This window comes from Siminovitchia thermophila (assembly GCF_016909185.1).
GTDB lineage: Bacteria > Bacillota > Bacilli > Bacillales > Bacillaceae_C > Siminovitchia > Siminovitchia thermophila.
Map to the genome: position 1 here is coordinate 51,154 of NZ_JAFBFH010000007.1, position 12,757 is coordinate 63,910.

The window sequence follows — 12,757 nt, forward strand, 5'->3', positions numbered from 1 at the left end:
CCTTTATGCTTGCCAGCCTTTGTGAGTTTTCGTTGCATTTTCAGTTTATTTTCGATAGAATACAAGCCGATATCAAGGGGGCATGACAGCCCTTAACAGAAGGAGACTTGTCATTGATTAAATGTATTGCCACCGATATGGACGGAACGTTGCTCAACGCCAATCAGGAAGTGAGTGAAGCCAATCAGGAAGCGATTCAGGAGGCGCGGGCGAGAGGAATAGACTTTCTTGTGGCCACTGGAAGATCTTATCATGACATGCGTTACGTGCTGGACCATACAAATATTGTCTGCCCGGCGATTTTACTGAACGGAGCAGAAATTCGTGATGAAAATGGGGAGGTTGAATACGGGGTCGGACTCGATGAACAAACAGCAAATACCGTTGCTTCCGTGCTCAACAGGGCCGGTGTGTATTTTGAACTGTATACGAGCCAGGGAACGTATACGACGAGTTTTGAAAAAGGGATTCAGGCAGTAATGGATATTTACCGGACGGCAAATCCGTCCCTTGAAGTCTCCAGTTTAAGAAATAGAGTAGAAAAGCGTTTCAAAAAAAGAGCTATTCAGATCGTGGATAACTATAACGGAATTTTTGCCGCGGAAGATTGCGTCACCTATAAGTTTTTCGGCTTTTCAAAAGATATGGGACTGCTTGCCGATTTAAGCAAACGGCTTGAAGTCATTAAGGGAATAACGGTTACCGCGTCAGGGCGCCACAATATCGAAATTACGCACCGGGATGCCCAAAAAGGGTCCGCTCTGAAAAGATATGTGGAAAAACGGGGGATTTCCATGGAAGAAACGATGGCTCTGGGAGATAACTACAACGATTTATCCATGCTCAGGATGGTGGGACACTCGGTGGCAATGGGGAATGCTGAACAGGAAGTAAAAGACGCCTGTCACTACGTGACAGGGTTAAATACGGAAGACGGGGTGGCGGAAGCCATTTATAAGATACTTGAGGAAATGCCGATTTCATAAGGATAAGCCTGTAGGAAAATGTAGCAAAAGTACCCGATAGTGTAGCACTTAAAAGCTGCCTATGGGGTACATTTTATTTGTCTTTTCGCATGCTGTTTACAATACTTGATCTTTTTCCCAGTTGTACGTCCAAAAACGTTCGTTTAGCATTCTCTCTACCCAGGCTGGATTTTTTGCGGCAACTTGTTCGAGCATTTCATCCATCATCCACGCAGTTTGTGAGATGTGCGCCTTCAGGACATCGGCTTTCTGATCCCAAACATCGCTGACGTCGTGGATGATGTCGGCTTTTCCGAGTTCCTCTTCGTGATTGTTGGAAAAGGCGACACAGTGCAGTTTTGGCCGCTTGTCCTTCGGCAGCCTGCGGACGGCTCTGACGACAGCCCGGGCGGTTGCTTCATGGTCCGGATGTACGGAATAACCCGGGTAAAACGAAATAATCAAGGATGGGTTTAACTCTTCAATCATTTTGAAGACCATATTGGCCAATTCTTCCTCATTTTCAAATTCGAGTGTTTTATCCCGGTAGCCCATAAGCCTAAGATCTTGAATACCCATAATATTGGCTGCCTTTATAAGCTCCGCCTTTCTGATTTCAGGCAGTGACTCTCTCGTGGCAAAAGGGGGATTTCCCAAGTTTCGCGCCATTTCGCCAAGTGTCAGGCATGCGTAAGTGACCGGCGTGCCGTTTTGGATATGTTTGATGATCGTTCCCGATACGCCAAAGGCTTCATCATCGGGATGTGGGAAAACAACAAGGACGTGCCGTTCTTTTTCCATTGGCGTCAGCTCCTTTTGAATCTATTTAAAAGGTGTTTTGCTTATTTGCAAGGCAACGGCCAATTTTCCGGAATAATCATGGCCGGCAAGAAGAAGTCTTCCGAGATCATCCACTTCAAAATGTGTCAAGCCCTCCGCATAAATCCATCCAATCGGGAGCTTTAAGCCTACTCTATAAGGACCGTCGCCTGTAATCTTTCCATGTTCATAACATACTTCAGCATTGCGAATAAACGCACCTGATGAGAAAAATGACGCATCTTTATGGGAAGCGTACGCACCGTTTGTTGTTTCCAAATGGATGAACACCGCTTCTCCAGCAAAGCGATTGATCATATGTTGGACTTGCTGAATATTGATCTCTTCCAAGTTGTTTACCTCCTTCACCCGTGAGCCTATGCTCATTTTACTAAAAAATGAATGGAATTACGAAAGATAGGATTTTTACGATGGGAGAGTGTCAACTCTTTTTCAATGATTCAACAATCAAATGAATATCGCTAAAAAAAGATTTTCAGCGTTTTCTCAGAAAAAAACACCCGGCAGAAAGGGCATCCGCCGGGGTTCCTTGATGTTCCTATTTATTTATGAAATGGACACCAAACAGTCCTTCAGAACGGGAATGGTTATTCATATTTATGAAGCGCGCCGTGCATGACTGGACCGACATATTGGTTTAATTTCCATCCATGCTTAATGGCGGCCGTAACAAATTCTTTTGCGGCAAGGACGGCATCCTTAACAGATGTTCCTTTTGCCAAGTTTGCTGTAATAGCAGCGGCAAATGTACAGCCGGCTCCATGATTGTATGTTGTATCGAGCTTGTCTTTTTCCAATAAGATAAATTCTTTGCCATCATAGAACAGGTCTGTGGCTTTATCCGTCTGTAACCCTGTTCCTCCTTTAATGATCACATGTTGAGCACCGAGTTCATGAATTCTAGCGGCCGTTTCTTTCATGTCATCGACTGTTTTGATCGGCCCAGTTTGGGCGAGCTGCCACGCTTCAAACAAGTTGGGCGTGACGATGGTGGCGCGGGGAACGAGCAATTCGCGCATCGCGTCGGTATTTTCCGGCTGAAGGACTTCGTCTTCACCCTTACAGACCATAACGGGATCGATGACGACATTTTTCAATTTGTGTTCATCTATTTTTTTGGCACCAAGCTCGATAATATCTACTGAACCGAGCATGCCCGTTTTCATCGCGTCGATTCCAACAGAAAGGATCGTGTTTAACTGCTTTTCTACGATTTGGACATCAATGGGGAAGACTTCATGGTTCCAGTGATTGTTGGGATCCATTGCCACAATGGAAGTGAGTGCCGTCATGCCGTACACATCATTTTCTTGGAAAGTTTTTAAATCCGCTTGTATACCGGCTCCTCCACTGGAATCGGACCCAGCGAGTGTCAAAGCTTTTTTCATGTAAATCGTGCTCCTTCCAATTTAAAGGTTGTACCAGTCCCACTATTATATACCTCTCGCGGGAAAAAGAAAATTCCCACACACCATGTGAATCAAGCGTATGCTTGACATAGATTTTGAGCGCGCTTAAACAAGCACTCCGCGTCCCAAGAACCAAGAAGAACGTCATTTCTGTTATAATGATGACAATCTCATTTTTCTAACACCATTTTTTTGTTGTTCAATAGGGCTTGCCGAAATGACGGGTTTCCGGTGCGAACTATCATGGCATTTTTGAAAAACAGCAAGTGGATTTTTTGGCGCATTATCAGATGGCACAGGATTGTGACATATAGAGAACCCGCGCTGCCGCTTGGAGGACAACCTGCAATATGCTCATCCCTATTTGTTTTTTCTCAATTCGGACAGGATTATTTACCAGAGGGACTACTTAGTTCTTACATTCGGGAGGCATAATATGGAAACCATTATTTTGGCCGGGGGAAAATCAAGTCGAATGGGACAAAATAAAGCGCTTATGCAAGTAGGTGGGCGCCGCGTGATAGACCGGCTCATTGCCGAATTCGAGCCTGTGTCAAAAAAAATCATAGTGATCGCCAATAATGTGAAAACTTATAAAAACCTGAATGTGCGTGTCCTGGAAGATGAAGCTGCATTTAGGGGGCAGGGACCGCTTGCGGGGATCTATACAGGGCTGCATACCGCTGGAAACGGACCGTGCCTGATTGTAGCCTGCGACATGCCGTTTGCTTCTGCAAAACGGGGGTGCCAATTGATTGATCTTTTAAAGAAAAATGATCGGGATGCTGTTATACTAAGAGATTCTGAACGGATCCACCCGCTTTTTGGCGCTTATAATGCTCGAATTGCCGAAGTGGCAAAAGCGGCATTGGAGGAAGGGAAACGGTCGGTAAAAGCATTGCTTGACCGGATTGATGCCGAATATATGATAGTTGATGATGGTACTCTGGATATCTGGAATATGAATACAATGGAAGACTACATAAAAGCTGGCGAATTGGCCAAAGGGAGTGAGAAAAATGACATGTGAGATTACGAGAGAGCCCATCAATATAAACGACGTTTTTCAAAAAGTCGTTCGAAGAGAAGCAGGAGCCGTGACAACGTTTATCGGTACTGTACGCGAGCTGACACATGGAAGGAAAACCCTTTATTTGGAATATGAGGCTTATCAGTCTATGGCTCTTAAAAAGATGGAACAAATTGTCAAGGAAATGAAGGAAAAATGGCCTGTTGTCGAGGTGGCCATGGTCCATCGAATCGGCCGGCTTGAAATAACCGATATCGCCATTGCCATCGCTGTTTCCTCTCCCCATCGCCCGGAAGCATATGAGGCAAACAGATATGCAATTGAAAGAGTAAAGGAAATGGTTCCGATTTGGAAAAAAGAGCATTGGGAAGATGGGGAGGAATGGATCGGCAACCAACAAGGAACGAAAGAATATGCGACAGGGAAACCGAAGGAAGGTGATTTGGTTGAATAAAGTACTGTTGTTTGCCCAACTTAAGGAAAATGCCGGTAAAAGTTTCATAGAAATCAATGCGGCCGGCAAAACAGTCGGGGAATTGCGTGCTTACCTTGAAAAAAAAGCGTCATTGGGTAGTTTGGACGGTATTATGATTGCCGTCAATGAAGAATTTGCCAAAGATGAAAAGGTCATCGGGGAACATGACGAAATCGCGTTAATTCCTCCTGTCAGCGGAGGGTGATGATAATGACCACCCCAGCAGGCCGTTATTCTCGTCAGGAGTTATTTAAGCCGATTGGACCCACCGGGCAAAAAGAAATTCGGAACAAAAGCGCGATTATTGTCGGCGTCGGAGCGCTCGGAACAAACACGTCCGAACTTTTGACAAGGGCCGGAGTCGGAAAGCTGATTTTGATTGACAGGGATTATGTAGAAATGAGTAATTTGCAGCGCCAGCATTTGTTTACAGAGGAAGACGCCAGGAAAAAGTGGCCAAAAGCGGAGGCGGCAAAAGAGAAGTTGGCGCTTATTAATAAAGAAGTGGATATAACCGCGATTGTTGCCCAGGCAGATGCTCCTTTGTTAGAAAATGTGATAGATGGCGCGGATTTATTAATAGATGGAACGGATAATTTTGAAACAAGATTTATCATGAATGATTTGGCACAAAAATACCGGATTCCTTATTTATTCGGCTCCTGCCTTGGCAGCTTTGGCATGGCCTTTTCCATCATGCCGGATGTGACACCATGCCTTCAATGCTTGATAAAAAAAATCCCATTACAGGGACAGACATGTGACACCGTTGGCATTATCGCGCCAGCGGTTCAAATGGTAACAGCCCACCAGGGGGCGGAAGCGTTAAAAATTTTATCTGGCAATGTAGCGGCGGTTAATCAGGCGTACGTTTCCTTCGATTTGTGGGAAAACAACTACTTATCACTAAAGACGGATGCTTTAAAAGAAAGTGGCTGTCGTTCATGCGGAGAAGAGCCGGCATACCCGTTTTTGGACCCGGCCCATGAAATGAAGGTGGCTGTTTTATGTGGCCGTGATACGGTGCAAATCAGGCCGGCAGACCAGAGAGATTTTCCTTTGGAGAAAATGGTCAGGCAATGGCGTTCAGCGGGATATGAGGTAGGCGGCAACCCTTTTCTTGTTTCCGTTCGCAAGGGAGGAGCGAGAGCTGTCTTTTTTCGCGATGGCCGTGCGCTTATTCATGGCACAAGCAACCCAGATACAGCCCGCAAAATTTACCATTCTTTAGTAGGGTAGTAATAGGGCCGGTTTTTCGCCTCTGCGAGTGCGTGGATTGAAATACCATGGTTTAAGTCAAACCGCTCAGCCACTCTACATGGCGCGTGGATTGAAATCGTTTCAATGTCAATGTCTAGCGTCTGGCCTCGTACGTCACACTCTACCTGAGTGCGTGAATTGAAATTTGGCCAAAGCGCTTGTATTCGGCGCGCACTCTACATGAGTACGTGAATTGAAATAGCGATAGCCAAAGGTATTCCTATATCGAAGTCGTCTCACTCTATATGAGCGCGTGAATGGAGCATAAGCATTTTTTGATAATAAGTCGCACTTTAAAAGAGGTGACGGCTTCATCATTCTTATGGAGAGAAGACACCCTTTTCATCTCAAGAACTGCAAAAGCAGGTGAAGTGGTTCACCTGCTTTTAGCCAATCGATCTATTATTTTTTTGCTACCAATACGATTTCTCCGCCGTCCAATACTTTTTCATATTTCTCGGCTTCTATTTCGGTTAGCCCAACTGCTTCCAATTCGGAACGAAGCTCATCTCCTCTTTCGCGGAATACGTTTGTTACCGTGTTTACTAAGCCTTGTTCAGATATTCCGACTTTTCCCGTTTCCAAAGCATCCGCCAAATCCTTTTCCCGTTCCTCGCCGTGGGCAAATACATATATATTTTCCCGATCGTAGCCTTCGGCTGTTAACTGGTTAATGATTCCTTTTGCCTGTAACCCATTTTCACATACTTTTACTGTATTCATAAAAGACACCTCCGAAGTCTTTTTGGGGAACGAATGGATCCACCAGTATGTATATATCCGGGGACGTTTCACATCAAACATCATCATACGCATTTCAATTTCCTTCTCTTTGAAAATATGCAAGAATAAATGGGGATAAAGGAGGAGTTAGCGTGTCAAAAAAAATTTTGAAAAACGATTGGTGGCCGCTTTTAAAAGAAGAGTTTCAGAAACCTTATTATTTGAATTTGCGGTCGTTTTTGATTGAAGAATATAGAGAAAAAGTGATTTATCCATCCATGCATGATATTTTTAATGCTCTGCATTTTACCGCTTACAACGATGTGAAAATAGTTTTGCTGGGTCAGGACCCTTACCATGGACCGGGACAGGCGCATGGCCTTAGTTTTTCCGTAAAGCCGGATGTCCGCATTCCTCCATCTTTGCAAAATATTTTCAAAGAATTAGAGAATGATCTGGGCTGTTATATTCCGAATAACGGCTATTTGGTGAAGTGGGCCAAACAAGGAATCTTGTTATTAAATACGGTCTTGACAGTAAGGGCCGGACAGGCCCATTCTCATCGCGACAAAGGCTGGGAAATATTTACGGATAAAGTTATTTCGTTAGTGAATGAACGTCAAAAGCCGGTCATTTTTATCCTTTGGGGGAGACCCGCGCGAGAAAAGCTTCGTTTGATTGATACAAAAAAACACAAAATCATTCAGTCTCCCCATCCGAGCCCTTTGTCAGCAAGCCGCGGGTTTTTCGGAAGCCGGCCCTTTTCCAAAGCGAACGCATTTTTACAAGAATTGGGCGAAGAACCGATTGATTGGCAAATTCCCAATTTGTAACGCTTTTGATTTTTTGGCGAAATGTCCTTATGCTTGTAAGGGAGAAAAACCAATAGTGAGCATGTAAAGGGGATGTGTCCGTGTACGTTACATATAAAGCATTTATTGATAAAATGGAACAAGAGTTGTCAAAGGCGAAACAAGCAGAAAGCGCAAAAGAAATCCGCAGCCGCATGTCCGCTGTCAAGGCTCTTGCTGAATTGGTCCTCGAAGCTGGCGGCCAGGAAGTAAGCCAAGAGCAGAAATGTCAACAAGTTTCGCCGCAACCAATGAATGACCTTGGTGCCAAAGTTTTGGAAGATGAAGAAGCAAATGGAGAATCCATTTTTGATTTTTAAGGATAGGAGCGTAGGCGGATGAAGACATTCATTATTTTAGGAGCAATCAATGCATTTCTTTCTGTTGCACTCGGGGCTTTCGGTGCACACGGACTAGAAAATAAGCTTGAACCCAAATATTTGGAAATATGGAAAACGGGTGTTCAATACCAAATGTTCCATGCTATGGGTCTCATTGCGATCGGTATCATTTCCGGGAAGATTGGGGCAAGCTCTTTGCTTTCATGGTCGGGCTGGCTGATGCTGATTGGCATCATTTTGTTTTCCGGCAGCCTATACGTCCTCAGTACTTCGGGGATTAAGGTGCTTGGGGCGATTACACCGTTTGGCGGGGTCGCATTTCTTGTTTCCTGGGTTTTGCTCATCGTGTTTTCAATAAAATATGTATGACAAAAAAATCTCGGATCTGTACAGGTCCGAGATTTTTGTGCTCTTCACCCAATTGTTTTAACGTGCTGCACCTGCCCCGAAAGGATATTCGTACTCAATTGGTTCATCAAACGTGACATAATCAACGTACACCATCGGGATTAAATATCTTTTTCCTGTTTCCGGGTCACTAATGATGAGGTGATCACGGCCGGCCGCCTCAATCAGTCCCCGAAAAATCATCGCGTTCCATTCCTTATTATTTTCAAATGTAGCGTGCACTTCAACAAGTTTCCCTTTGTTTATGCGAAGTATATTTTCAATGTATGACTGTTCTATTGGAAGCATACCGGGAACATCGATGCCACCTTTAGTCCCTGTTACAGGTGTTGGAACTTGGAGCGGCTGCGGCGTTTGAGGCGGCATCATTCCATAATAAGGCTGTTGGCGGTACAGCATTTGACCATGCGGGTAATATCCGGCCACTTGCGGTTGGTTTGGTTTAGCCAAAAGGACTCCCTCCTCCAAAAAGTGAATCATTCCTGAATGAAATGCTCTTTCATATGTATGCAAAATGGAGGGGGAGCATGCCAATAAAAAACCCCCATCCAAGCAAATGGGGGTAGATAGGTTTATTTTACATGTAAAAACTGATCTATTTGACTGTCTTCAAGCAAATGTCCAACGAAAAATGAACCGAATTCGCCATAGCGTGCACTTACTTCATCGAAGCGCATCTCGTATACAAGCTTTTTAAATTGCAACACATCGTTGGAAAAGAGGGTAACGCCCCACTCGTAATCGTCAAACCCGACAGAACCGGTAATAATTTGCTTTACCTTCCCGGCGTATTGGCGACCGATCATGCCGTGGCTGTACATGAGGTCTTTCCGTTCTTCCATTGAAAGCATGTACCAGTTGTCATTGCCCTCTCGACGCTTGTCCATCGGATAAAACGAAACATATTTCGTTTTGGGCAAGATCGGATATAAACGGGAACGGACATACGGGTTTTCGTATGGGTCTTCATCAGAATCGCCCGCCAGATAGCTACTTAATTCAACGACGGAAAAATAGGAATAGGCCGGTCTTGTGTATTCCGCGATTGTCAGTTTATTAAATTCGTTTTCAAGATTATTCAGTTCTTCCATAGTCGGACGTAAAATCATTAGCATGAAATCCGCTTTTTGACCTATAATCGTATACAAGGCATGGCTGCCTTCTTTGCGTTCCTGTACATTGTCAAGTTTGTTGAGGAATAATGTAAACTCGTGGATGGCGGCTTGCCGTTCATTATTTGTTAATAATTTCCAAGCCGCCCAATCGATCGTCCGAAAATCATGAAGTGTGTACCAACCGTCCAGTGTTTGTGCCGGTTCACTCACATTGATCACTCCTATACTTTTTAATCCATTATTACTATAGCACAGTTTATCCATTTCCTGAATGTACATCCCTTTCAATCAAAAGGGACGTTGGACAGGAATGGCTATGTTGAAAGAGTGTACAATAAATATGTGATCTTCGGATGATTCATTTGGAGGGATAAATATGGAATCTTTATTCAATGAATTACGATTGAAAGCGCCCGGATGGGATAAAAAAATTGTTTTTCCGGAATCAACGGATCCGCGAATTTTGGCTGCGGCTGGCCGTTTGGCAAGGGGTAAGCTGCTCACACCTGTGTTAATCGGCGATAGGGAAGAGATTGCAAGGTGTGCCCAAAAGTTAGATGTTTCCCTGCGGGGAATGGAAATATACGAACCACAAAACGATGCCGACATGGGTGAAATGATCGGCGCACTGGTGGAACGTAGAAAAGGAAAATTGACGGAATCAGAGGCAGCGGATGTTTTGCTCAATGTGAACTATTTTGGAACGATGCTCGTTTATCTAAATAAAGCCCATGGCTTAGTGAGCGGCGCAACACATTCTACCGCTGACACGGTTCGGCCCGCACTTCAAATCATTAAAACAAGAGAAGGGGTTGGCAAGGTTTCCGGAGCATTTCTCATGATGAGGGATGAAGAAAAATATATATTTGCCGATTGTGCGATCAATATTGACCCAACCAGCCGGGAGCTGGCGGAAATAGCAATAGAAAGTGCCAAAACGGCCCAAATGTTTGATGTAAATCCCCGTGTCGCCGTCCTCAGCTTCTCAACGAAAGGGTCGGCTCACTCCGAAGAAACCGAAAAAGCGGCAGAGGCGGTTCGTCTGGCTAAAAGCATGGACCCTGACCTTGTCATCGACGGTGAATTTCAATTCGATGCCGCTTTCGTACCGGCTGTAGCGGCCAAAAAAGCACCAGATTCGGTTATTCAAGGGGATGCGAACGTTTTTATTTTTCCAAGCCTGGAGGCGGGGAATATTGGCTACAAAATGGCGGAACGGCTTGGAGGCTTTGCCGCAGTTGGTCCAATCCTCCAAGGACTTAATGCCCCCGTGAACGACCTTTCCCGAGGATGCAGTGAGGAGGACGTATTTAGACTTGCGCTCATAACAGCCGCCCAATCAGCAGGGCAACCGTAATGGCATCAAGAGAGACAAGAGGAGAGAACTGATGGGAGAACATAAGTCTTTATTATACCAAGATCAATGGCGTTTCATTGATCAATCGGGGTTCGCCCCCCATTTTAACGCATTGGATTCGTTTGCGATAGATGATACCCTTTGCCAGTCGGTAGGGAGCGGAAATTCTCCGCCAGTAGTCAGAACATGGGTACATGATGATACAGTCGTATTGGGGATTCAAGATACGAAGCTTCCACATCTTGAAGAGGGGCTGCGGTATTTGCAAGAAAAAAATATAAAATGGATCGTGCGTAATTCAGGCGGCTTGGCTGTTTTACTTGATGAGGGGGTACTGAATATATCTCTGATTATTCCGGATACAGAACGCGGCATTGACATTAATCGCGGATATGATGCCATGTGGGAACTTGTTAAAATGATGTTCAACGAGTATTCATGCCGGATTGAGACAGGGGAAATCGTCGGCTCTTATTGCCCGGGAAGCTACGATTTAAGTATACGGGGGAAAAAATTTGCTGGTATTTCCCAGCGGAGGATCCGAAATGGTGTCGCTGTTCAAGTGTATTTGTGTGTTTCGGGCAGCGGCTCGAAACGGGCGCAGTTATTACAGGAGTTTTATACGCATGCAAAATTCAATGAATCAATGAAATATACGTTTCCTGCGGTTGAGCCAAGTGTCATGGCTTCTTTGTCCGAGTTGTTGAATCATAGGCTTACAGTAACAGACGCTATGCAACTGTTATTAACCACGTTAAAGAGAACGAGCGGTCAACTTTTTATGAGCAGCCTTCAAGGGAAAGAGCTGGAGTGGTATCCTCATTATTTTGAGCGGATGCAAGACAGAAACAAGAAATTTATGGGGGCGTAAAGAGAAGGAGCATGCAATTGCCTGAAATCCGCTTTTAGGCAAGGTAAGTAAAGTTTAAAAGGAGACGACAATGCCCAATCCGGCGGGGCAATCGAGAGTACGAATAGAGGGATAGTGGCCATCTACCGCTTCAATAACGAGCATGTGCTGTTTATTCAAACTCTATGTCGCTCATTAAAATAAAAAGCTTCTCTTTTTCCTACAAGCTAAAGAGACTGGGACAAAAGCAAATACGAAATAGCAAAAACCGAACAATGCATATAAAATTGTTCGGTTTATTTGTGTTAAAAAAATCCCTATCATCGCTACGTCAAAATATTTCGCTTTCCGCAGGTCTCTTCAGCTTCCTCGGAAAGCAAAGATCGCTTTCCTGCAGGATCTTCAGCACGAGCTATTCCCGCAGGAGTCTACCTATTTTGACTACGCTAAAAGCTTGCGTATTATACACTAGGACAACTTATCCGGCATGTAAGGTGCCGTAAGACTCCCACTTCAAATCTTGAGTGAATACAAGAGGTCTAAGTGGGAGGAAACGGCACCTAAATGCCCGATTGGTTCAACTAACATTCAGTAGGAGATGGAAGAAAACTCCTACTGAATGAAGTTTCACTTTATCCCGCATGTAAGGTGCCGTAAGACTCCACTTCAAGACACCTGAGTTGATACAAAAGGTCTAAGTGGGGGAAAACGGCACCTAAATGCCCGATTGGTTCAACTAACATTCAGTAGGAGATGGAAGAAAACTCTTACTGAATGAAGTTTCACTTTATCCCGCATGTAAGGTGCCGTAAGACTCCCACTTCAAGATCTGAGTTGATACAAAAAGTTTAAGTGGGAGGAAACGGCACCTAAATGCCCGATTGGTTCAACTAACATTTCTTGGAAAAGGCATACCAAGAAATGAAGTTTCACTTTATTGTTCGTTTTTTCATCAGCTGATTTAGTTGTGTCCCAGACTTGTATATTAATTAATAGAGGTTCGCTACCTCTGGTGCTTTTCCCAGTGTAATTATTTATACTGGAAGCAACGCTGTGGATTAGTGACCCAGACTACAGTACTTTTTAGTAACTGGTTTTTAGAGAGTCTAACCACAGCTCTTTGTTTATCTGTT

General features: G+C 44.4%; 16 protein-coding genes. 10 read left to right on the forward strand and 6 right to left on the reverse strand.

Translation table 11 applies throughout. From position 1 onward, the window contains the following. Positions 1–113: 113 nt before the first annotated feature. Positions 114–986: a Cof-type HAD-IIB family hydrolase gene (locus JOC94_RS06620; protein ID WP_077109685.1), complete on the forward strand. Its 873-nt coding sequence runs from the start codon at positions 114–116 to the stop codon at positions 984–986. A 96-nt stretch (positions 987–1,082) separates the two neighbouring features. On the opposite strand, the gene bshB2 is transcribed toward JOC94_RS06620, so the two are convergent. The 3 genes from bshB2 to pdxK form a co-directional block, all read right to left on the reverse strand. Continuing rightward, positions 1,083–1,766 carry a bacillithiol biosynthesis deacetylase BshB2 gene (bshB2, locus tag JOC94_RS06625; RefSeq protein ID WP_077109684.1) on the reverse strand — a complete coding sequence of 228 codons (684 nt, stop codon included), beginning with the start codon at positions 1,764–1,766 and terminating at the stop codon, positions 1,083–1,085. A 21-nt stretch (positions 1,767–1,787) separates the two neighbouring features. Then, a complete protein-coding gene (locus tag JOC94_RS06630; RefSeq protein ID WP_077109683.1) occupies positions 1,788–2,135 on the reverse strand; it encodes a YojF family protein in 348 nt (115 codons plus the stop codon). A gap of 257 nt (positions 2,136–2,392) precedes the next feature. Then, positions 2,393–3,193 carry a pyridoxine/pyridoxal/pyridoxamine kinase gene (pdxK, locus tag JOC94_RS06635; RefSeq protein ID WP_213088987.1) on the reverse strand — a complete coding sequence of 267 codons (801 nt, stop codon included), beginning with the start codon at positions 3,191–3,193 and terminating at the stop codon, positions 2,393–2,395. Positions 3,194–3,650: 457 nt separating this feature from the next. On the opposite strand from pdxK, the gene mobA reads away from it, so the two are divergent. Genes mobA through JOC94_RS06655 form a run of 4 tightly spaced genes read left to right on the forward strand, consistent with a single transcriptional unit; the run spans position 3,651 to position 5,958 of the window. Next, the gene (gene mobA, locus JOC94_RS06640) at positions 3,651–4,244 is read left to right on the forward strand and encodes a molybdenum cofactor guanylyltransferase (protein WP_077109681.1); all 594 of its coding nucleotides are present in this window, start codon (positions 3,651–3,653) and stop codon (positions 4,242–4,244) included. Next, positions 4,234–4,698, forward strand: a complete 465-nt coding sequence (locus JOC94_RS06645) for a molybdenum cofactor biosynthesis protein MoaE (protein ID WP_077109680.1) — start codon at positions 4,234–4,236, stop codon at positions 4,696–4,698. The genes mobA and JOC94_RS06645 overlap by 11 nt, the downstream gene beginning before the upstream one ends. Further along, on the forward strand, positions 4,682–4,924 hold the full coding sequence (gene moaD / locus JOC94_RS06650; protein WP_408021904.1) for a molybdopterin converting factor subunit 1: 243 nt from the start codon (positions 4,682–4,684) through the stop codon (positions 4,922–4,924). The genes JOC94_RS06645 and moaD overlap by 17 nt, the downstream gene beginning before the upstream one ends. A gap of 5 nt (positions 4,925–4,929) precedes the next feature. Then, positions 4,930–5,958 (forward strand): ThiF family adenylyltransferase, encoded by a 1,029-nt coding sequence (locus JOC94_RS06655; RefSeq protein WP_077109678.1) that lies wholly within the window; start codon positions 4,930–4,932, stop codon positions 5,956–5,958. A 423-nt stretch (positions 5,959–6,381) separates the two neighbouring features. Here the strand turns inward: JOC94_RS06655 and JOC94_RS06660 are convergent, their stop codons facing one another. Next, a complete protein-coding gene (locus JOC94_RS06660) occupies positions 6,382–6,702 on the reverse strand; it encodes a general stress protein (protein ID WP_077109736.1) in 321 nt (106 codons plus the stop codon). Positions 6,703–6,854: 152 nt separating this feature from the next. On the opposite strand from JOC94_RS06660, the gene JOC94_RS06665 reads away from it, so the two are divergent. The 3 genes from JOC94_RS06665 to JOC94_RS06675 all read left to right on the forward strand — a co-directional run bounded on the left by JOC94_RS06665 (position 6,855) and on the right by JOC94_RS06675 (position 8,263). Continuing rightward, entirely contained in the window at positions 6,855–7,535 is a 681-nt protein-coding gene (locus JOC94_RS06665) for a uracil-DNA glycosylase (RefSeq protein WP_077109677.1), read from the forward strand. A gap of 80 nt (positions 7,536–7,615) precedes the next feature. Beyond that, complete coding sequence (locus JOC94_RS06670; RefSeq protein WP_077109676.1) at positions 7,616–7,873, forward strand: YwdI family protein; 258 nt, start codon at positions 7,616–7,618, stop codon at positions 7,871–7,873. A gap of 18 nt (positions 7,874–7,891) precedes the next feature. Then, the gene (locus JOC94_RS06675; protein ID WP_077109675.1) at positions 7,892–8,263 is read left to right on the forward strand and encodes a DUF423 domain-containing protein; all 372 of its coding nucleotides are present in this window, start codon (positions 7,892–7,894) and stop codon (positions 8,261–8,263) included. A gap of 57 nt (positions 8,264–8,320) precedes the next feature. Here JOC94_RS06675 and gerQ read toward each other — a convergent pair whose 3' ends face one another. Both gerQ and hemQ read right to left on the reverse strand, forming a co-directional pair. Further along, positions 8,321–8,701 carry a spore coat protein GerQ gene (gene gerQ, locus JOC94_RS06680; protein ID WP_083717237.1) on the reverse strand — a complete coding sequence of 127 codons (381 nt, stop codon included), beginning with the start codon at positions 8,699–8,701 and terminating at the stop codon, positions 8,321–8,323. Between the two features lie 173 nt (positions 8,702–8,874). Next, positions 8,875–9,627, reverse strand: a complete 753-nt coding sequence (hemQ, locus tag JOC94_RS06685) for a hydrogen peroxide-dependent heme synthase (protein WP_077109674.1) — start codon at positions 9,625–9,627, stop codon at positions 8,875–8,877. A 166-nt stretch (positions 9,628–9,793) separates the two neighbouring features. Between hemQ and pta the strand changes: the two genes are divergently transcribed. Together pta and JOC94_RS06695 are read left to right on the forward strand one after the other, a co-directional pair. Continuing rightward, positions 9,794–10,774, forward strand: coding sequence for a phosphate acetyltransferase (gene pta, locus JOC94_RS06690; RefSeq protein ID WP_077109673.1), 981 nt, complete (start codon positions 9,794–9,796; stop codon positions 10,772–10,774). Between the two features lie 31 nt (positions 10,775–10,805). After that, a complete protein-coding gene (locus tag JOC94_RS06695) occupies positions 10,806–11,645 on the forward strand; it encodes a lipoate--protein ligase family protein (protein WP_077109672.1) in 840 nt (279 codons plus the stop codon). The last annotated feature ends 1,112 nt before the right edge of the window (positions 11,646–12,757 follow it).

Bases quoted from the DNA above. Each gene is read 5' to 3' on its own strand.
- bshB2 (WP_077109684.1), bottom strand. From the start codon at position 1,766: ATGGAAAAAGAACGGCACGTCCTTGTTGTTTTCCCACATCCCGATGAT.
- pdxK (WP_213088987.1), bottom strand. From the start codon at position 3,193: ATGAAAAAAGCTTTGACACTCGCTGGGTCCGATTCCAGTGGAGGAGCC.
- mobA (WP_077109681.1), top strand. From the start codon at position 3,651: ATGGAAACCATTATTTTGGCCGGGGGAAAATCAAGTCGAATGGGACAA.
- JOC94_RS06645 (WP_077109680.1), top strand. From the start codon at position 4,234: ATGACATGTGAGATTACGAGAGAGCCCATCAATATAAACGACGTTTTT.
- JOC94_RS06655 (WP_077109678.1), top strand. From the start codon at position 4,930: ATGACCACCCCAGCAGGCCGTTATTCTCGTCAGGAGTTATTTAAGCCG.
- JOC94_RS06660 (WP_077109736.1), bottom strand. From the start codon at position 6,702: ATGAATACAGTAAAAGTATGTGAAAATGGGTTACAGGCAAAAGGAATC.
- JOC94_RS06675 (WP_077109675.1), top strand. From the start codon at position 7,892: ATGAAGACATTCATTATTTTAGGAGCAATCAATGCATTTCTTTCTGTT.
- gerQ (WP_083717237.1), bottom strand. From the start codon at position 8,701: ATGCTGTACCGCCAACAGCCTTATTATGGAATGATGCCGCCTCAAACG.
- pta (WP_077109673.1), top strand. From the start codon at position 9,794: ATGGAATCTTTATTCAATGAATTACGATTGAAAGCGCCCGGATGGGAT.
- JOC94_RS06695 (WP_077109672.1), top strand. From the start codon at position 10,806: ATGGGAGAACATAAGTCTTTATTATACCAAGATCAATGGCGTTTCATT.